Below are 17,895 nucleotides of genomic sequence, written 5' to 3'. Positions count from 1 at the left end.
CGGTGAGCGCCGGCACCGAGGACGTCCTCGACTGGACCGTCCGCGAGGGGCGACCCGACGACGTCGACGCCCTCGCCGACCTGAAGCTCGCCGCCCTCGAGCCCGACCTGAGGCGGGCGGGCGTCTGGCGTCCGGCGTACAACCGCGCGCGCTTCGAACGCGAGTTCGTGCCGACCGAGACCCGCGTGGTCGAGGTCGGGGGGCGCCTCCTCGGCTGCCTCGCGGTGCACCCGGAGGGCGACGACGTCTGGCTGCGCCACTTCTACCTGGCCGAGGAGGCGCGGGGCCGGGGGATCGGCACGCACCTGCTCCGGGAGGTGCTCGCCTCGCTCGGCTCGCGGTCCGTGCTGCTGGACGTGCTGACGGGCAGCCGCGCGGCGGGCCTGTACCTCCGGCACGGTTTCGTCCCGGTCGAGGACGACGGCGTCGACGTGATCATGCGGCGGGACGCGCCGGACGTGCCGGACGCGCTCGGTGCTCCGGCGGACGGGCCCGCTCAGACTCGGACGGACTCCGGGGAGTCGACCGTCAGCTGAGCCTCGGACGGGCTCTGGTCCTCGCGCAACGAGAGGACGAGCGCGGTCGTCGCCGCCACCAAGAGGGCCGCCAGCACCATGTGCGATCCGACGAGGAGCGGCGGCAGCCCGGTGCGCGCCTGGGCGATGCCCACCGCGATCTGGACGAGCTCGACGCCGAGGAGGGCGAGGGGGAACCGGCGCGGGAGGCCCGTCCGGAACGTCCAGACGACGACCGCGAGGGTCAGCGCGAGGGTCGCGTAGGCGGGCCAGCTGTGCACGTGGTCCATCACGGCCGGGTCCAGGCCGTTGCGGGGAGTGGCCGCGTCGCCGGCGTGCGGTCCGGAGCCGGTGGTGAGGACCCCCACGACCACGGTCAGGAGGACGACGCCGGAGACGACGTGGACGAGCCTGGCGTAGGCCGGGGGAGTCGCCGCGTGGTGCCCGCGCGGGCCGCGGAGCACCCGCCAGACGAGGACGGTCGACAGGGCGACCAGGGCGATCGAGACGAGGAAGTGCGCTCCGACGATGTACGGGTTCAGGCCCGTGAGGACGGTGATGCCGCCCAGCACCGCCTGCAGCGGGATGCTCATGCCCTGGGCGAAGGTGAGCCAGAAGAGCTCGCGACGCTGCTTGCGCATGCGGAGGACGAAGAGGAAGGCGAGCACGACGACCGCCGTGAGGACGAAGGTGAGGAGGCGGTTGCCGAACTCGATGACCCCGTGGATGCCCATCTCGGGCGTGCTGACGAACGAGTCGGCGGTGCAACGCGGCCACGTCGGGCAGCCGAGACCGGATCCGGTCAGCCGCACCGCGCCTCCGGTCCCGATCAGGAGGACCTGACAGACCAGCGAGGCCCACACGATGAACCGGACGCGTCGGTCGGTCGTCGTCGGCAGCCACCGCCAGAGGCGCGTCACGGGTCCGGGCCGGGTCACCTGTGCGTTGCTCACGAGTTGCTGCCTTTCGTCACATCCGCCGCTCTGCCCTGTAGAATCGATGAGTTCAGGGACACACCCGACACGAGCGTCGACGACGACGCCCGAGGGCCGTGGGATCCGCAGAAGCGGTACGCGGACCTCACATCAGTCTAAGCAACGCTGGCTCCGCCTCCGCTCCACGCAGGCAGCCGTCGCAGCTCGACCGGGAGTCCGTCTCGCAGCGCGAGCAGCTGGGCCCCCATCCGACGGGGAATGGTCACGACCCGACCCACGTTCGGCCCAGCAGAGAAAGAGGTAGTCATGTCAGACGTGTTGATCGACCGACCAGAGCTCGAGAGCCTGGGGCAGTACGAGTTCGGCTGGTCCGACTCCGACGCAGCGGGCGCCTCGGCGCGCCGTGGAGTGTCGCCCGAGGTGGTGACCGACATCTCGGCGCTGAAGAGCGAACCCGAGTGGATGCTCAAGAACCGGCTCAAGGGCCTGGCGCTCTTCGAGCGGAAGCCCATGCCGACCTGGGGCGCCGACCTCTCCGGCATCGACTTCGACAACATCAAGTACTTCGTCCGCTCCACCGAGAAGCAGGCGACGACGTGGGAGGAACTCCCCGACGACATCAAGAACACGTACGAGAAGCTCGGCATCCCCGAGGCGGAGCGCAACCGCCTCGTCGCGGGCGTCGCAGCCCAGTACGAGTCCGAGGTCGTCTACCACCAGATCCGCGAGGACCTGGAGGAGCAGGGCGTCATCTTCATGGACACCGACACGGCCCTCCGCGAGCACCCCGAGATCTTCCAGGAGTACTTCGGCACGGTCATCCCGGCCGGCGACAACAAGTTCGCCGCGCTGAACACGGCGGTCTGGTCGGGCGGCTCCTTCGTCTACGTGCCGAAGGGCGTCCGGGTCGAGATCCCGCTGCAGGCCTACTTCCGCATCAACACCGAGAACATGGGCCAGTTCGAGCGGACGCTGATCATCGCCGACGAGGGCAGCTACGTCCACTACATCGAGGGCTGCACGGCGCCGATCTACAAGAGCGACTCGCTGCACTCGGCCGTCGTCGAGATCATCGTGAAGAAGAACGCCCGCGTGCGCTACACGACGATCCAGAACTGGTCGAACAACGTCTACAACCTGGTGACCAAGCGCGCCATCGCCCACGAGGGCGCGACCATGGAGTGGATCGACGGCAACATCGGCTCCAAGGTGACGATGAAGTACCCGTCGATCTACCTCGTCGGCGAGCACGCCAAGGGCGAGACCTTGTCCGTCGCCTTCGCCGGTCCCGGCCAGCACCAGGACGCCGGCGCGAAGATGATCCACATGGCGCCCTACACGACGTCGTCGATCGTCTCGAAGTCGATCGCCCGCGGCGGCGGCCGAGCCGGGTACCGCGGCGAGGTCCGCGTCGACGACGCGGCACACCACTCCGCCAACACCGTGCGCTGCGACGCGCTGCTGGTCGACACCGTCTCGCGCTCCGACACCTACCCGGCGATCGACATCCGCGTCGACGACGTGCAGCTCGGCCACGAGGCGACGGTGTCCCGGGTCAGCGAGGAACAGCTCTTCTACCTCATGTCGCGAGGCATGGCGGAGGACGAGGCAATGGCCATGATCGTGCGCGGGTTCATCGAGCCGATCGCCCGAGAGCTGCCGATGGAGTACGCCCTCGAGCTCAACAAGCTCATCGAGATGAGCATGGAAGGATCAGTCGGCTAGATGTCCGCCGCAGCACCCACCACCACAGACACCGCGCCCGAGGGCGTCCAGCACGGCGCAGGGGCGCACAGCGACGGCGGATGGGGCCTCGTGCCCGTCCAGACCCGTTCTGGCCGCTTCCGCTCCACCGACCCCGCGGCCTTCGCGGCCGTCACCGGCCGGGAGGTCGACTGGAAGCTCAGTCCCGTCGACCGCCTCCGCCCGCTCATCGACGGCCCGCTCGACGGCTCGCCGTACGCGTACCTCGCCCGGGAGACCGGAGGCGCGGCCGTCGAGTGGCTCGACCGGGCCGACGCCCGCGTCGGGCGTGCCGGCGCGCCGGAGGACAAGGCCTCGGCCAACGCCTGGGCCTCGACCGAGAAGGTCCTCGCCGTGACCCTGACCGGCGACGAGCCGTCCACGGTCACGATCGGCCGGAGCGGTCTCGACCGCGAGCCCCGTGCCGGCCACACCGTCATCCACGCGACGGCGAACACCCGCTCGATGGTCGTGCTCCGCAACACCGGTTCGGCCCAGCTCGTCGAGAACGTCGAGATCGTCGTCGACGACGGTGCGCACCTGACCGTCGTCACCCTGCAGGAGTGGGACGACGACGCGATCCACCTGGCGAGCCACTTCGCCACCATCGGTCGCGACGCGCAGCTCAAGCACTTCGTCGTCTCGCTCGGCGGCTCGGTCGTGCGGGTCAACCCCTCGGCCCACCTGGCCGGGCAGGGCTCGGACACCGAGCTCTACGGCGTGTACTTCGCCGACGCGGGCCAGCACCTCGAGCAGCAGGTCTACGTGCACCACGACGCGCCCAACAGCCGCAGCCGCGTCAACTACAAGGGCGCGCTGCAGGGCGTGGGCGCCCGCACGGTCTGGATCGGCGACGTGCTGATCGCCCGCACCGCACCCGGGACCGACAGCTACGAGCAGAACCGCAACCTCGTCCTCAGCGAGGGCACGAGGGCGGACTCGATCCCGAACCTGGAGATCGAGACCGGCGACATCGCGGGGGCCGGCCACGCCAGCGCCACCGGCCGGTTCGACGACGAGCACCTCTTCTACCTGCAGTCGCGCGGCATCTCGGAGCACGAGGCACGCCGCCTCGTCGTCCTCGGGTTCCTCAGCGAGGTCGTGCAGAAGATCGGCGAGCCCGAGCTGCAGGAGCGCCTCATCGACGCGCTCGAGGTCGAGCTCACCGCAGGCGAGGGCCTCCCGACGGCAGGCGGCCTCGCCTGATGGCCGGGGTCAAGGTCTGCGGCGTCGACGACGTCACACCGGCTCAGGCGATGCGCGTCGTCGTCGATGGGGTCGCCGTGGCCGTCGTGAAGGACAGCTCCGGCGACATCCACGCGATCGGCGACACCTGCACCCACGGCGACATCTCGCTCTCCGAGGGCTTCGTCGAGGACGACACGCTCGAGTGCTGGGCCCACGGCTCGAAGTTCGAGCTGACGACCGGCAAGCCGCTCACCCTCCCTGCCTACGAACCCGTCCCGGTCTTCCGTGTCACCGTCGTCGACGGTGACGTGTACGTCGACACCACCGCGTCGTCCGCCGACGTCGCACAGTAAGGAAAAGAACGCATGTCCACTCTCGAGATCCGCGACCTCAAGGTCAGCATCGACACCGACCAGGGCGTCAAGCCCATCCTCAAGGGCGTCGACCTCACCATCAACGAGGGCGAGATCCACGCCGTCATGGGCCCGAACGGCTCCGGCAAGTCCACCCTCGCCTACACGATCGCCGGCCACCCCCGCTACAACGTCGACGGCGGCAGCATCCTGCTCGACGGCCGCGAAGTGCTCGACATGTCGGTCGACGAGCGGGCCAAGGCCGGTCTCTTCCTGGCCATGCAGTACCCGGTCGAGATCCCCGGCGTGACGGTCGCCAACTTCCTCCGCACCGCCAAGACCGCCCTGGACGGCGAGGCCCCCGCGATCCGCACCTGGATCAAGGACCTGCGCACCCACATGAGCGACCTCAAGATGGACGCCTCGTTCGCCGAGCGCAACGTCAACGAGGGCTTCTCGGGCGGCGAGAAGAAGCGTCACGAGATCATGCAGCTCGAGCTGCTGAAGCCGAAGTTCGCCGTCCTCGACGAGACCGACTCCGGTCTCGACGTCGACGCGCTCAAGATCGTCTCCGAGGGCGTCAACCGCGCCAAGGCCAACACGGGCCTCGGCCTGCTGATGATCACGCACTACACGCGGATCCTCCGCTACATCAAGCCCGACTTCGTCCACGTCTTCGTCGACGGCCAGGTCGCCGAGCAGGGCGGCCCCGAGCTGGCCGACCGTCTCGAGGACGAGGGCTACGACCGCTACGTGTCCGCTGCGGCCGCCGCAGCGGCCGAGACGACGCCGGCGGTCGGCTGACCATGGCCGTCGCCCTCGCCCCGGAGAAGTTCGACGCCACGATCGAGGCGCTCAAGGAGGTCGTCGACCCCGAGCTCGGGGTCAACATCGTCGACCTCGGCCTGATCTACGACCTCGCCATGGACGAGGAGCAGGAGAACGCCCTCATCATCAGCATGACGTTGACGTCGGCCGGCTGCCCGCTGACCGACGTGATCGAGGCCGACACGGCCAACGCCCTCGACGGCGTGGTCGACGCCTTCCGGATCAACTGGGTCTGGATGCCGCCGTGGGGCCCTGACCGGATCACCGACGACGGCCGCGACATGATGCGCGCGATCGGCTTCTCGATCTGATCCACCCCGCACGCGAAGGACGCCCCCGGTCGATGACCGGGGGCGTCCTTCGTGTGCGCGCCCGCTGAGCGAGCGGCGCTCCTACTTGCCGAGACGCCCGAGCGCGCGCCACGCGAGCGGCAGGGCCGACGCGGCGATCAGCCACTTCGCGACCCCGCCCACGATGAACGGGTACACGCCGAGCGCCAGGACGGTGCCGAGCGACGCGTCGACGCCGAGCGAGTTCAGCACGACCGCCATGTAGGGGAGTCCCGTGGCGAACGGGATGAGGCTGGCGAGGAAGAACGCGGCGGCGGACAGGGCCCACTTCTTGTCCCAGTCGCGCTGGGAGAGCCAGCCGATGACGAGCGCGGCCGGGACGAAGCCGAGGATGAAGCCGAAGCTCGGACGCAGCACGCTGAGCGGACCGCCGGAGAACTCGGCGAAGATCGGCAGCCCGGCGACGCCGAGGACGAGGTACGTGAGCATCGACAGGGCGCCGCGTCGGGCCCCCAGCGTGGCGCCGACGAGCATCACGGCCAGGGTCTGACCGGTGATCGGCACGGGCCACATGGGCACCTGCACCTGCGCGAGGGCCGACGTGAAGGCGACCCCGCCGAGCACCAGGGCGACGTCGGTGGCCCAGCTGCGGGCCACCAGCCGGTCGGCGAGGACCGGCCGCGAGATCGATGCGGCGGTGTCAGTCATGCAAGTCTCCTAGTATGGGTAGGTTGATCGGCCGAGCGGCTGGTCGGCAGCGCAGTGCTGCGACCCCTCTCCACGCGACGTCCTCATCCTAGAGGCGGCCCCACGCCGGGCCCCGTTGTGGACATCTCCCCAATCGATTGGACTTCTGCTGTGCTTTCCGTGCACGATCTCGAGATCCGCGTCGGCGCGCGTCTGCTCATGGCCGACGTGAGCTTCCGCGTCGACAAGGGCGACAAGATCGGTCTGGTCGGCCGCAACGGCGCCGGCAAGACCACCATGACCAAGACGCTCGCCGGCGAGACCCTCCCGACGGGCGGCAAGATCGACCGTCACGGCGAGATCGGCTACCTGCCGCAGGACCCTCGGAGCGGCAACCCCGAAGACCTCGCCCGCACGAGGATCCTCGACGCCCGCGGTCTCGGCCAGCTGCTGCTGGGCATCCAGGAGGCGACCCTCGCCATGGGCGATCCCGATCCGGACGTCGCGGCGCGGGCCATGAAGCGGTACGGCGACCTCGACGACCAGTTCAACGCGCTCGGGGGCTACGCCGCCGAGGCCGAGGCCGCCTCCATCGCCAGCAACCTGAGCCTGCCCGACCGCATCCTCGACCAGCCCCTCTCGACGCTGTCGGGCGGTCAGCGCCGGCGCATCGAGCTCGCGCGCATCCTGTTCTCGGCCGCGGACACGATGATCCTCGACGAGCCGACCAACCACCTCGACGCCGACAGCGTCGTGTGGCTGCGCGAGTACCTCAAGACCTACCAGGGCGGCGTCATCGTCATCAGCCACGACATCGAGCTGGTCGAGGAGGTCGTCAACCGCGTCTTCTACCTCGACGCCAACCGGCAGGCCATCGACATCTACAACATGGGCTGGCGCAACTACCAGCGCCAGCGCGCCGCCGACGAGGAGCGTCGCAAGAAGGAGCGCAGCAACGCCGAGAAGCAGGCCTCGGCGCTGCAGAAGCAGGCCGCCCGCTTCGGGGCGAAGGCCTCGAAGGCCGCCGCGGCCCACCAGATGGTCGCCCGAGCCGAGAAGTTGCTCTCCGGCCTCGAGGAGGTCCGCGCGGTCGACCGCGTCGCCAAGCTGCGGTTCCCCACCCCGGTCGCCTGCGGCAAGACGCCCCTGATGGCCTCGAACCTGTCGAAGAGCTACGGCTCGCTCGAGATCTTCACCGCCGTCGACCTCGCCATCGACCGTGGATCGAAGGTCGTCATCCTCGGCCTGAACGGCGCCGGCAAGACGACCCTGCTGCGCATCCTCGCGAGCGTCGACGAGCCCGACACCGGCCAGCTGGAGCCCGGGCACGGCCTGCGCGTGGGCTACTACGCGCAGGAGCACGAGACCATCGACGTCAAGCGCAGCGTGCTCGAGAACATGGTGTCGTCCTCGCCGAACATCACCGAGATGGAGGCGCGTCGGGTGCTCGGCTCGTTCCTCTTCACCGGAGACGACTCGGCCAAGCCCGCGGGCGTGCTCTCCGGCGGCGAGAAGACCCGTCTCGCGCTGGCGATGATCGTCGTCTCGGGCGCGAACGTCCTGCTGCTCGACGAGCCCACGAACAACCTCGACCCTGCCAGCCGCCTCGAGATCCTCGACGCCCTGGCGAACTACGAGGGCGCCGTCGTGCTCGTGAGCCACGACGAGGGCGCCGTCGAGGCGCTGAACCCCGAGCGCGTCCTCATCATGCCCGAGGGCACCGAGGACCACTGGACCCCGGACTACTCGGACCTGATCAACCTGGCCTGAGGCCGACCGGCGTCGTCGGCCGGCGTCGTCGGCCGGCGTCCGCCCCGACGCCGCCGGGCGATGACGACCTCAGCGCCCGGCGGCGTCGAGCAGCTCGTCCTCTTCTTCGTGGTCCGCCCGGGGCCGCGCGGCGCGCCGGCGCTCCCGCTCGGCCGCCTCCTCCGGGGTCTCGTCGTCGGCGGCGTCGAGCAGTTTGTTGCGTCGCTCTTGCCGGAACACGTAGAACAGGAACCCGAAGGCGCCGACCGCGAACATGATCCACTGCACGAAGTACGACAGGTTCAGGCCGGTGTCGATCTCCGGGGCGCTGGCCTTCACGGGAGCGGTCGCGGGCGCCGGGTCCTCGGAGGCGAGCAGGCCGTAGCTCGCGTCGTAGATCTGGCCGTCGACCCGCTTCTGCACCTCGCTGAGCTGGATCGTGGCGATCTGGTTCGTGCCGGGGACTCCGGTCCGGTCGCCGAGCGCGGGCTCGCCCGGCTTGAGCCGTGCGGTCACGGTGACCTCGCCGGTCGGCGGGGCCGGGACGACGTCGGGGGCGTCCTGGTCGTTGCCGGTCGGGACCCAGCCGCGGTCGATCACGAAGACGTCGCCGCCGCTCACCTGGAACGGCACGAGCACGTCGAAGCCGGGCTGGCCGTTCAGGGGCCGATTGCGGACGAGCAGCTCCTCGTCGACGAGGTAGCGGCCGGTCATCGAGACGGGCTGCCACTCGAGGGCGGCATCGTACGAGCCCAGCTCGGGCACCGCCTCCTGCAGGGGGATCGGAGCAGCGTCGTACCGCTGCTCGAGCTGGTGGACGACCGCCGTCTTCTCTTCGTGACGGCTCCACTGCCAGTGGGCGAGGAGGCCGCAGATGATCGCGAAGACCACCACGACGGCGAGGTAGCCCAGCCACTTGGAGGCGGTGGTCGGGCGAGCCGCCGACGCCCCCGGGGCGCTCAACGCGCCTCCTGGTCGACCCGGTCGACCGTCTCGCCCGCAGGCGTCAGGACGACCGGGAAGTCGCGCGCCCGGAGGAACTCGGCCAGGTAGCCGACGTGCTCGTCGCAGGCCGACCAGACCTTGACGCGCTCGAGACCGTGGATCTTCGGGTTGCGCCAGTTGACCGCGTGCACGGCAGCGGCCGTGCACCCTGCGCGGGAGCACTGCACGTCGCCAGGGCCCTGCTGCCCGAGGTCGAGCATCACCGGGCCACCCCGTCGGAGCCGACGACAGGGTCGTCGTCGGGGTCGTGGGGTGCCGGGGGAGTCCACGGCTGCTGAGGCCCCCGGTAGACCTCGAGGCCCCCGGGCCGCTCGACGTCCTGACCGCTCTCGTGGCCCACGTTGGCGAGGACGACGGCCACGTACGGGATCACCACGGCGCCGAAGACGGGGATGAGCGTCCACCAGCTGAGGGGGATGACGAAGCAGAAGATGATGCAGACGATGCGGATGCCCGTCGCCAGCAGGTACCGGCGCATGCGGGCGTGGCGGTCGTCGGCAGGCGACGGGGGAAGCGTGGTGATCGGGGTGGATGTCTTCATGGCCTCACGGGCTCGGGACGCCGAGGGTCGGCGGTTGACTAGATCGTAATCCCGGCGTCCGACAGTAGGCTGGCACGCGGTCCACGGACCCGAGCACCCCTGACGCCCACACCGAGGAGCACCATCATGACCACCCCCCGCACCGTCCTCGTCACCGGCGGCAACCGAGGGATCGGCTTCGCGATCGCCGAGGAGTTCGTCGCCCAGGGCCACCGCGTCGCCGTCACCGCGCGCAGCGGCCAGGGCCCCGAGGGCACCCTCACGGTCGTCGCCGACGTGACCGACGCCGCGAGCGTCGATGCCGCCTTCACCGCCGTCGAGGCCGAGCTCGGCCCGGTCGAGGTCGTCGTCGCGAACGCCGGCATCACGAAGGACGGCCTCCTCATGCGCATGACCGAGGAGGACTTCACCTCGGTCGTCGACACGAACCTCGGCGGGGCCTTCCGCGTCGTCAAGCGCGCCTCGAAGGGCATGCTCAAGGCCCGGTTCGGCCGCATCGTGCTCGTCTCGAGCGTCGTCGGACTGCTCGGCGGCGCCGGCCAGGCGAACTACTCGGCGTCGAAGGCGGCCCTGGTGGGCTTCGCGCGGTCGCTGACGAGGGAGGTGGGCGCCCGGGGCATCACCGCCAACGTCGTCGCCCCGGGGTTCGTCGAGACCGACATGACGGCCGTCCTGCCCGACGAGCAGCAGGCCGACTACAAGAAGAGCATCCCCGCGGGACGCTTCGGCACGGCCTCGGAGGTCGCCAAGGCGATCGCGTGGCTCGCGAGCGACGACGCCGGGTACATCTCCGGAGCGGTCGTCCCGGTCGACGGCGGCCTCGGCATGGGCCACTAGGGCCGCAGCGGCACCGCCGAACCGCGACGTCGCCGAGCGACGCGCCACCAGGCCAGGACTGCGCCCGGCTCAGCCACGGAGGCCGAGCAGCGGCAGGACCTGCGACAGGTCGCAGTGCGTCACGACCACGTCGGCGTGGTCGCGCACCCGGGGCTTGGCGTTGAACGCCACCGAGAGCGCGGCGGCGTCCATCATCAGCAGGTCGTTCGCCCCGTCGCCGACCGCGACCGTGTGGGCAGGGGCGACTCCCGCCTCCTCGGCCCACTCGCGGAGGGCGGCGGCCTTGCCCGCGGCGTCGACGACCGGACCGTCGACCCGCCCGGTCAGGGCGCCGCCGACGACCTCGAGCCGGTTGGCGCGCCAGAAGTCGAGCCCCAAGCTCTCGGCGATCGGATCGAGGACCTCGTGGAACCCGCCCGAGACGACGCCGATCACGCTGCCGTGGGCGTGCAGGCCGGCGACCAGCTCGGGCACGCCGGCCGTGAGGCGGATCCGGGCCGCGGCGTCGGCGAACACCGTCGACGGCAGCCCCGCCAGCGTCGCGACGCGCGCGTGCAGGCTCTCGGCGAAGTCGAGCTCGCCCGCCATCGCGCGCTCGGTGATGGCGGCGACCTCGTCCCGCGCACCGGCGGCGTCGGCGAGGAGCTCGATGACCTCGTCCTCGATGAGCGTGGAGTCGACGTCGAGGACGGTCAGGAAGCGGGGCACGCGATCACCCTAGTGTCCGGCCGCCGGACGATCGGACGGCGCCGTCACCGTTCGTCACGAGGTGGACGAGGCGACGGCGCCGTGGGCGACGGGACCGGGGCTAGTGGTCGACTCGGACGCCCTTGCCGACCACCGTGATGCCCGAGGGGGTGACCGTGAAGCCCCGCGCTCGGTCAGCCTCGGCGTCGACGCCGACGGAGGCCCCCTCGGCGATGACGACGTCCTTGTCGAGGATGGCTCTGTTCACGGTCGCGTTCGGCCCGATGTGGGCCCGCTCGAAGACGATCGAGTCGACCACGCGCGAGCCGGAGTCGAGCGTGCACCACGGGCCGAGGACGCTGCGCTCGACGTGGGCGCCCGACAGGAGCGAACCGAGCGAGACGACGGAGTCGATGGTCGTGCCGAGGTTGCCCAGCCCGTCGCGGACGAACTTGGCCGGGGGAGAGTTGAGCTGCTGGCTGAAGATCGGCCAGTCGGTGTTGTAGAGGTTGAAGATCGGCAGCGCCGAGATCAGGTCGCGGTGCGCGTCGTAGAACGAGTCGATGGTGCCGACGTCCCGCCAGTAGTAGCGGTCGCGCTCGGTCGAGCCGGGAACCTCGTTGCGGTTCAGGTCGTAGACGGCAGCGTCCCCGCGGGAGACGAAGTCGGGGACGATGTCGCCGCCCATGTCGTGGTCCGAGTCGGCCTTCTCGCCGTCGCGGAGCACCGCGTCGATGAGCACGTCGGCGTCGAAGACGTAGTTGCCCATCGAGGCGAGGATCTCGTCGGGCGAGTCGGGCAGTCCCGTCGCGTCCTTCGGCTTCTCCAGGAACCGGCCGATGCGGGTCGGGTCGTCGGGGTCGACCTCGATCACGCCGAACTGGTCGGCCAGCGAGATGGGCTGACGGATGGCCGCGACGGTGACGCCGGCGCCCGAGGCGATGTGCGCCTCCACCATCTGCTCGAAGTCCATCCGGTAGACGTGGTCGGCGCCGACCACGACGACGATGTCGGGCTTCTCGTCGCGGAGCAGGTTGAGGCTCTGCAGGATCGCGTCGGCACTGCCGGCGAACCAGCGCTTGCCGAGGCGCTGCTGCGCGGGCACGGAGGCGACGTACGCGCCGAGCAGCCCCTCGATCGACCAGGTCTGCGAGACGTGGCGGTCGAGGCTGTGCGACTTGTACTGCGTCAGCACGACGATCTGACGCAGGCCCGAGTTGATGAGGTTCGAGAGCGCGAAGTCGATGAGGCGGTAGTTGCCGCCGAACGGGACGGCGGGCTTCGCCCGGTCGGCGGTCAGGGGCATGAGGCGCTTGCCCTCGCCCCCGGCCAGGACGATGCCGAAGATCTTCTTTGATGCCATGGGGCCAGAATGGCACGTTTCTCCGGCGCACGACTACGGTGATGCTCGTGCGAGTCGATGTCATCACGAAGGAATATCCGCCGAACGTCTACGGAGGCGCCGGCGTCCACGTCGTCGAGCTCGCGAAGGCGCTGAGGCAGTCGATCGAGGTGCAGGTCCGGGCCTTCGGCGATGTGGACCCCGAGCCCGACACGACCGGCTACCCGGACCTGGCCGAGCTCGCCCAGGTCAACGGTGCGCTCCGCACCCTCGGCACCGACGTCCGCATCGCCCAGGACGTCGCGGGCGCCGACATCGTGCACAGCCACACCTGGTACGCGAACGCGGCCGGCCAGCTCGCCCAGATGCTGCACGACGTGCCCCACGTCCTCACGGCGCACAGCCTCGAGCCGCTCCGCCCCTGGAAGGCCGAGCAGCTCGGCGGCGGCTACCGCGTCTCGAGCTGGATCGAGCGCCAGGCCTACGAGACGGCCGACGCCGTGATCGCCGTCAGCGAGGGGATGCGCCGCGACATCCTGCGCTCCTACCCCGGCATCGACGAGCAGAAGGTCAGCGTCGTCTACAACGGCATCGACCTCGACGCCTGGCAGCGTGTCGACGACGCCGACCTCGTGCGCGAGCTCGGGATCGACCCCGACCGCCCCTCGGTCGTCTTCGTCGGCCGCATCACCCGTCAGAAGGGCCTGCCGTACCTGCTGCGCGCGGCCAAGCTGCTGCCCGCGGACGTCCAGCTCGTGCTCTGCGCGGGCGCACCCGACACCCCTGAGATCATGGCCGAGGTGAGCGGCCTGGTCCGCGAGCTGCAGGAGGAGCGGACCGGCGTCGTCTGGATCGAGAAGATCCTGCCCCGTCACCAGCTCAGCGCCGTCCTCAGCGCCGCCACGACCTTCGTCTGCCCGTCCGTCTACGAGCCGCTCGGCATCGTCAACCTCGAGGCGATGGCCTGTGGCGTGCCCGTGGTCGGGTCGGACACCGGCGGGATCCCCGAGGTGGTGGCCGACGGCCTCACCGGCCGCATCGTCCCCCTCGAGCAGGCGCAGGACGGCACGGGGACCCCGCTCGACCCCGACCAGTTCGTCGCCGACCTCGCCCGCATCCTCACCGAGGTCGTCTCCGACCCGGCACTCGCCCGGTTGATGGGGCGGGCGGGCCGGATGCGCGCCGAGAGCGAGTTCTCCTGGACGCGGATCGCTGACCGCACCCTCCAGGTCTACGGCTCCCTGCGTCGATAGGCTGTCGAGCATGCCTACCGTCCTGCAGCTGACCGATGTCTCCCTCGTCCGCGGCGGCGTCCCCGTCGTCGACTCGCTGACCTGGACCGTCGACTCGGACGAGCGGTGGATCGTGCTGGGGCCGAACGGAGCCGGGAAGTCCTCCCTGCTCCAGGTGGCGGCGGCACAGACCCACCCGAGCTCAGGCACCGCCGAGGTGCTCGGCGGCGACCTCGGCTCCGTCGACCTCTTCGACCTCCGCCCGCGCATCGGCTTCGCCTCCACGACGATCGCCCGACGCATCCCGGCGAAGGAGAAGGTCGTCGACGTCGTCCTCACCGCCGCCTACTCGGTCACCGGCCGCTGGAACGAGGAGTACGAGGGCGTCGACGTGCGCCGTGCCCACCGCGTGCTCGACGAGTGGAGCCTCGACCACCTGTCGGAGCGCACCTTCGGCGAGCTGAGCGACGGCGAGCAGAAGCGCGTCCAGATCGCGCGGGCGGTCATGACCGACCCCGAGCTCCTGCTGCTCGACGAGCCGGCCGCGAGCCTCGACCTCGGAGCCCGAGAGGAGCTGCTGCGGATGCTCTCCGGCTACGCGCAGTCCGAGGGCGCCCCGGCCATCGTCATGGTCACCCACCACGTCGAGGAGATCCCGCGCGGCTTCACGCACGCCCTCCTCCTCGACCACGGCTCCGTCGTGGCCGCGGGCCCGATCGACGAGGTCGTGACGGCCGAGACCCTCGGTGCCACCTTCGGCGTCGAGCTCGAGGTCACCTCGGAGGACGGCCGCTACACGGCTCGCGCCGCGCACTGACGGGTCCACGCCGCCGGCCGGTCCGTTCCTCGGATCCGGGCCTCGCGTCTGGTATCGTTGACAGCTGGTCCGGCGCATCCGTGCGCAGCGCCTCCCGAACTTCACACCACCATCCACCGCTAGACCTAGGACTCTCATGAAGACCGACATCCACCCCGAGTACAAGCAGATCGTCTTCCGCGACCTCGCATCGGGCGCCACGTTCCTCACGCGCTCCACGACGACGAGCGACAAGACCATCGAGCTCGACGGGGAGACCTACCCGGTCATCGACGTCGAGATCTCGTCCGAGTCGCACCCGTTCTACACGGGCAAGCAGCGCATCCTCGACTCGGCCGGACGCGTCGAGAAGTTCAACTCGCGCTACAAGAACTTCGGCAAGTAGGCAGCATCTGTCAGGGCACAGCCCCTGGTCACCGTGAGAGGCGGTCCACTTCGGTGGGCCGCCTCTCGCCGTCTGCGCTGGCCGCCTCGGGAGGCGGCCAGGTCGTCTGACTGAGGACGCGGCGACCGCGCACGCCTGAGGCGGCGGGCAGGCCGTCCGGCTCAGGAGGCGGGCAGCGAGCGGTGCGGCCACTCGCCGGACGTCGTGAACGTCGGGTCTTTACGGCGCATGTACTCCTGGAACGACGCCGCCTGGGTCGAGCACCAGCCGACCTGCAGGTCGTGCAGGTCCGTGGTCGGCACGTCGAGCTGGTCGGGGTAGCGCTTGGCCATGGCCTGGGCGACCCGACCCGCGGCCACGGCGTCCGCACCGGCGTCGTGCGCGTCGTCGAGGACCACGCCGTAGACGCCGGCGGCGGCCTCGAGGGTGCGCTTGCCCTTGCGGAAGCGGTCGACGGCCTTGTCGATGACGAGCGGGTCGACGACGCAGCCGATCTCGCCGACCTCGCCTAGGGGCTCGATGCCGTGCCGACGCGCTTCGCGGTCGAGGAGGGTCAGGTCGTAGGGCGCGTTGTAGACGACGAGGGGCACGCCGCGGGCGAAGACGGCCCTGACCGCGGCGACGATCTCGGCCACGACCTCGGCGGCGGGCCGCCCCTCGGCCCGCGCGCGCTCGGTCGAGATGCCGTGCACGGCGCTGGCCTGCTCGGGGATCTCGACGCCGGGGTCGGCCAGCCACTCGCCGTGCGCGACCGTCGCGCCCGTCGCGTCGATGAGGCCGACGTGGGCCGTGACGATGCGGGCCGTCTCGACGTCGATCCCGGTCGTCTCCAGGTCGAACACGCCGAGAGCCTTCCACCACGCCGACGGCAGGTCACCCGCCGCAGCGGGGGAGTCGAGGACGGGAGTGGACGGCACGGTCTCGGCAGGGTCGGTCTGGCTCACCCTCAGAGCCTAGGAGGCGCCGCCGACAGCAGGCGCCGACGCGGCGGGGACGTCGCCGACGTGCAGCCAGAAGAACTGCTGCGTGCCGAGCGTGATCGTGACCTTGCCCTCGTCGTCGAACGACGGGAACTGCGCCCCGCCGAAGAGGTCGAAGAGCGTCCGGCCGGCCAGGTGCGGTGCCGTGACGGTGACGGCGGACGGGTTGTGCGCGAACGAGAACACGCAGAGGACGTCCTCGGCGGAGGCTCCGAACTGGGTGCCCTCGCCCTCGTACGACCGCACGAACGCGAGCACCGACTCCTGGTCCGTCTCGGCCACCTCGAGCGTGCCGAGCCCGAACACCGGGTGCGCCTTGCGGACGTGGATGACGTTCCGCACCCAGTGCAGCAGCGACCGCGACTGGGCCAGCTGGCTCTCGACGTTGACCAGGTTGTAGTTGAAGACGAGCGACTGCACGACGGGCAGGAACAGCTTGCCCGGGTCGGCCGTCGAGAAGCCGGCGTTGCGGTCGGGCGTCCACTGCATCGGCGTGCGCGACGAATCGCGGTCGGGCAGCCAGATGTTGTCGCCCATGCCGATCTCGTCGCCGTAGTACAGGAACGGGCTGCCGGGCAGCGCGAACAGCAGGGCGTGGACGAGCTCGAGCTCTGCCCGCGAGTTGTCGAGCAGGGGAGCGAGGCGGCGGCGGATACCGATGTTCGAGCGCATCCGCGGGTCGTAGGCGTACCAGCCGTACATCGCCTGGCGGTACTCCTCGCTCACCATCTCGAGCGTCAGCTCGTCGTGGTTGCGGAGGAAGACGGCCCACGCGGCGCCCGGCGGCACCTCGGTGGTCTCGGAGAGGATGCGCTTCAGCTCCGAGCCGTTCTGCGCCCGCAGCGAGTAGAAGATGCGGGGCATGACCGGGAAGTCGAAGGCCATGTGGCACTCGGGCTCTTCTTCGGTGCCGAAGAAGGCGGCCGTCTCGGCGGGCCACTGGTTCGCCTCGGCGATGAGCACGCGGCCGGGGAACTCGTCGTCGACCATGCGACGGAGCCGCTTGATGAACTCGTGGGTGGCGGGCTCGCCCTCGCCGTTGCCCTCCTCCGTCTCGAAGAGGTAGGGGATGGCGTCGAGCCGCAGGCCGTCGACGCCCAGGTCGAGCCAGTGCCGGACGACGTCGAAGACGGCCTCCTGCACGGCCGGGTTCTCGAAGTTGAGGTCGGGCTGGTGCGAGAAGAAACGGTGGAAGAAGAACTGTCTGCGCACCGGGTCGAAGGTCCAGTTCGACTCTTCCGTGTCGACGAAGATGACGCGAATGTTCGAGTACTCCTCGTCGGTGTCGCGCCAGACGTAGAAGTCGCCGTAGGGGCCGTCAGGGTCCTCACGGGACTGCTGGAACCACTCGTGCTGGTCCGACGTGTGGTTGAGCACCATGTCGATGACGATGCGCATGTTGCGCTCGTGCGACTTCGTCACGAGGTCGCGGAACTCGTCGAGGGTGCCGAACTCGGGCAGGATCGCCTTGTAGTCGGCGATGTCGTAGCCGCCGTCGCGGAGGGGCGACTGGAAGAACGGCGGGAGCCACAGGGCGTCGACCCCGAGCCACTGCAGGTAGTCGAGCCGCGAGAGCAGCCCCTGGAGGTCGCCGGCGCCGTCGCCGTTGCTGTCGACGAACGAGCGGACCATCACCTCGTAGAACACGGCACGTCGGTGCCATGCGGGATCGAGGGTCAGACCGGGCTGCTGGATGGGGGCAGTGAAGCTCACCCGGCCAACTCTAGGACGGCCGACGGCCGAGCGCGCGCGTTCCGCCAGGACCGCCTCCGTAGACTCGG

Annotated in this window: 20 protein-coding genes; 11 read left to right on the top strand and 9 right to left on the bottom strand. The window is 70.3% G+C overall.

Annotated elements, in window-relative coordinates:
- Positions 1-2 precede the first annotated feature (2 nt).
- Positions 3-536 (top strand): GNAT family N-acetyltransferase, encoded by a 534-nt coding sequence (locus EDF20_RS01605; protein WP_158614596.1) that lies wholly within the window; start codon positions 3-5, stop codon positions 534-536.
- On the opposite strand, the gene EDF20_RS01600 is transcribed toward EDF20_RS01605, so the two are convergent.
- Positions 497-1,435, bottom strand: coding sequence for a COX15/CtaA family protein (locus EDF20_RS01600; RefSeq protein ID WP_123547218.1), 939 nt, complete (start codon positions 1,433-1,435; stop codon positions 497-499). The two genes, EDF20_RS01605 and EDF20_RS01600, sit on opposite strands and share 40 nt — an antisense overlap.
- A gap of 321 nt (positions 1,436-1,756) precedes the next feature.
- Between EDF20_RS01600 and sufB the strand changes: the two genes are divergently transcribed.
- From sufB to EDF20_RS01575, 5 genes are read left to right on the top strand one after another with little or no spacing between them, the layout of a single operon-like run.
- On the top strand, positions 1,757-3,175 hold the full coding sequence (sufB, locus tag EDF20_RS01595; RefSeq protein ID WP_123545798.1) for a Fe-S cluster assembly protein SufB: 1,419 nt from the start codon (positions 1,757-1,759) through the stop codon (positions 3,173-3,175).
- On the top strand, positions 3,176-4,399 hold the full coding sequence (sufD, locus tag EDF20_RS01590) for a Fe-S cluster assembly protein SufD (protein WP_123545796.1): 1,224 nt from the start codon (positions 3,176-3,178) through the stop codon (positions 4,397-4,399). It abuts the gene before it with no gap.
- Entirely contained in the window at positions 4,399-4,734 is a 336-nt protein-coding gene (locus EDF20_RS01585) for a non-heme iron oxygenase ferredoxin subunit (protein ID WP_133737517.1), read from the top strand. The genes sufD and EDF20_RS01585 overlap by 1 nt, the downstream gene beginning before the upstream one ends.
- A 12-nt stretch (positions 4,735-4,746) precedes the next feature.
- Positions 4,747-5,538 carry a Fe-S cluster assembly ATPase SufC gene (sufC, locus tag EDF20_RS01580; protein ID WP_123545792.1) on the top strand — a complete coding sequence of 264 codons (792 nt, stop codon included), beginning with the start codon at positions 4,747-4,749 and terminating at the stop codon, positions 5,536-5,538.
- Between the two features lie 2 nt (positions 5,539-5,540).
- Complete coding sequence (locus EDF20_RS01575) at positions 5,541-5,873, top strand: metal-sulfur cluster assembly factor (protein WP_123545790.1); 333 nt, start codon at positions 5,541-5,543, stop codon at positions 5,871-5,873.
- 81 nt (positions 5,874-5,954) lie between these two features.
- On the opposite strand, the gene EDF20_RS01570 is transcribed toward EDF20_RS01575, so the two are convergent.
- Positions 5,955-6,560, bottom strand: coding sequence for a biotin transporter BioY (locus EDF20_RS01570; RefSeq protein WP_123545788.1), 606 nt, complete (start codon positions 6,558-6,560; stop codon positions 5,955-5,957).
- A 150-nt stretch (positions 6,561-6,710) separates the two neighbouring features.
- On the opposite strand from EDF20_RS01570, the gene EDF20_RS01565 reads away from it, so the two are divergent.
- Positions 6,711-8,309, top strand: coding sequence for an ABC-F family ATP-binding cassette domain-containing protein (locus EDF20_RS01565; RefSeq protein ID WP_123545786.1), 1,599 nt, complete (start codon positions 6,711-6,713; stop codon positions 8,307-8,309).
- Between the two features lie 69 nt (positions 8,310-8,378).
- Here the strand turns inward: EDF20_RS01565 and EDF20_RS01560 are convergent, their stop codons facing one another.
- From EDF20_RS01560 to EDF20_RS01550, 3 genes are read right to left on the bottom strand one after another with little or no spacing between them, the layout of a single operon-like run.
- Positions 8,379-9,251: an SURF1 family protein gene (locus EDF20_RS01560; RefSeq protein ID WP_233568938.1), complete on the bottom strand. Its 873-nt coding sequence runs from the start codon at positions 9,249-9,251 to the stop codon at positions 8,379-8,381.
- Positions 9,248-9,493 carry a hypothetical protein gene (locus EDF20_RS01555; RefSeq protein WP_123547216.1) on the bottom strand — a complete coding sequence of 82 codons (246 nt, stop codon included), beginning with the start codon at positions 9,491-9,493 and terminating at the stop codon, positions 9,248-9,250. Before EDF20_RS01555 ends, EDF20_RS01560 begins: the two co-directional genes overlap by 4 nt.
- Positions 9,493-9,834, bottom strand: a complete 342-nt coding sequence (locus EDF20_RS01550) for a DUF3099 domain-containing protein (protein ID WP_123545784.1) — start codon at positions 9,832-9,834, stop codon at positions 9,493-9,495. The genes EDF20_RS01555 and EDF20_RS01550 overlap by 1 nt, the downstream gene beginning before the upstream one ends.
- Before the next feature lie 126 nt (positions 9,835-9,960).
- Here EDF20_RS01550 and fabG point away from each other — a divergent pair, with 126 nt between their 5' ends.
- The gene (gene fabG, locus EDF20_RS01545) at positions 9,961-10,671 is read left to right on the top strand and encodes a 3-oxoacyl-ACP reductase FabG (protein WP_123545782.1); all 711 of its coding nucleotides are present in this window, start codon (positions 9,961-9,963) and stop codon (positions 10,669-10,671) included.
- A 69-nt stretch (positions 10,672-10,740) separates the two neighbouring features.
- On the opposite strand, the gene serB is transcribed toward fabG, so the two are convergent.
- Both serB and EDF20_RS01535 read right to left on the bottom strand, forming a co-directional pair.
- Positions 10,741-11,379, bottom strand: a complete 639-nt coding sequence (serB, locus tag EDF20_RS01540; RefSeq protein WP_123545780.1) for a phosphoserine phosphatase SerB — start codon at positions 11,377-11,379, stop codon at positions 10,741-10,743.
- A gap of 100 nt (positions 11,380-11,479) precedes the next feature.
- Positions 11,480-12,721, bottom strand: coding sequence for a glucose-1-phosphate adenylyltransferase (locus tag EDF20_RS01535; protein ID WP_123545778.1), 1,242 nt, complete (start codon positions 12,719-12,721; stop codon positions 11,480-11,482).
- Positions 12,722-12,768: 47 nt separating this feature from the next.
- On the opposite strand from EDF20_RS01535, the gene glgA reads away from it, so the two are divergent.
- From glgA to EDF20_RS01520, 3 genes are all read left to right on the top strand, one after another.
- A complete protein-coding gene (glgA, locus tag EDF20_RS01530; RefSeq protein ID WP_133737516.1) occupies positions 12,769-13,953 on the top strand; it encodes a glycogen synthase in 1,185 nt (394 codons plus the stop codon).
- A 10-nt stretch (positions 13,954-13,963) separates the two neighbouring features.
- Positions 13,964-14,749, top strand: a complete 786-nt coding sequence (locus EDF20_RS01525) for an ABC transporter ATP-binding protein (RefSeq protein WP_123545776.1) — start codon at positions 13,964-13,966, stop codon at positions 14,747-14,749.
- Between the two features lie 136 nt (positions 14,750-14,885).
- Positions 14,886-15,134, top strand: coding sequence for a type B 50S ribosomal protein L31 (locus EDF20_RS01520; protein WP_043594989.1), 249 nt, complete (start codon positions 14,886-14,888; stop codon positions 15,132-15,134).
- A 161-nt stretch (positions 15,135-15,295) separates the two neighbouring features.
- On the opposite strand, the gene EDF20_RS01515 is transcribed toward EDF20_RS01520, so the two are convergent.
- Positions 15,296-16,006 (bottom strand): 3'-5' exonuclease, encoded by a 711-nt coding sequence (locus tag EDF20_RS01515; protein ID WP_233569040.1) that lies wholly within the window; start codon positions 16,004-16,006, stop codon positions 15,296-15,298.
- Positions 16,007-16,087: 81 nt separating this feature from the next.
- Positions 16,088-17,827: a maltose alpha-D-glucosyltransferase gene (gene treS / locus EDF20_RS01510; protein WP_123545772.1), complete on the bottom strand. Its 1,740-nt coding sequence runs from the start codon at positions 17,825-17,827 to the stop codon at positions 16,088-16,090.
- Positions 17,828-17,895 lie beyond the last annotated feature (68 nt).

It is taken from the genome of Frigoribacterium sp. PhB116 (assembly GCF_004364285.1).
GTDB lineage: Bacteria > Actinomycetota > Actinomycetes > Actinomycetales > Microbacteriaceae > Frigoribacterium.
This window is presented reverse-complemented; position numbering and strand designations above follow the sequence as displayed.

Bases quoted from the DNA above. Each gene is read 5' to 3' on its own strand.
- sufB (WP_123545798.1), top strand. From the start codon at position 1,757: ATGTCAGACGTGTTGATCGACCGACCAGAGCTCGAGAGCCTGGGGCAG.
- sufD (WP_123545796.1), top strand. From the start codon at position 3,176: ATGTCCGCCGCAGCACCCACCACCACAGACACCGCGCCCGAGGGCGTC.
- EDF20_RS01585 (WP_133737517.1), top strand. From the start codon at position 4,399: ATGGCCGGGGTCAAGGTCTGCGGCGTCGACGACGTCACACCGGCTCAG.
- sufC (WP_123545792.1), top strand. From the start codon at position 4,747: ATGTCCACTCTCGAGATCCGCGACCTCAAGGTCAGCATCGACACCGAC.
- EDF20_RS01575 (WP_123545790.1), top strand. From the start codon at position 5,541: ATGGCCGTCGCCCTCGCCCCGGAGAAGTTCGACGCCACGATCGAGGCG.
- EDF20_RS01570 (WP_123545788.1), bottom strand. From the start codon at position 6,560: ATGACTGACACCGCCGCATCGATCTCGCGGCCGGTCCTCGCCGACCGG.
- EDF20_RS01555 (WP_123547216.1), bottom strand. From the start codon at position 9,493: ATGCTCGACCTCGGGCAGCAGGGCCCTGGCGACGTGCAGTGCTCCCGC.
- EDF20_RS01550 (WP_123545784.1), bottom strand. From the start codon at position 9,834: ATGAAGACATCCACCCCGATCACCACGCTTCCCCCGTCGCCTGCCGAC.
- fabG (WP_123545782.1), top strand. From the start codon at position 9,961: ATGACCACCCCCCGCACCGTCCTCGTCACCGGCGGCAACCGAGGGATC.
- EDF20_RS01535 (WP_123545778.1), bottom strand. From the start codon at position 12,721: ATGGCATCAAAGAAGATCTTCGGCATCGTCCTGGCCGGGGGCGAGGGC.
- EDF20_RS01525 (WP_123545776.1), top strand. From the start codon at position 13,964: ATGCCTACCGTCCTGCAGCTGACCGATGTCTCCCTCGTCCGCGGCGGC.
- EDF20_RS01520 (WP_043594989.1), top strand. From the start codon at position 14,886: ATGAAGACCGACATCCACCCCGAGTACAAGCAGATCGTCTTCCGCGAC.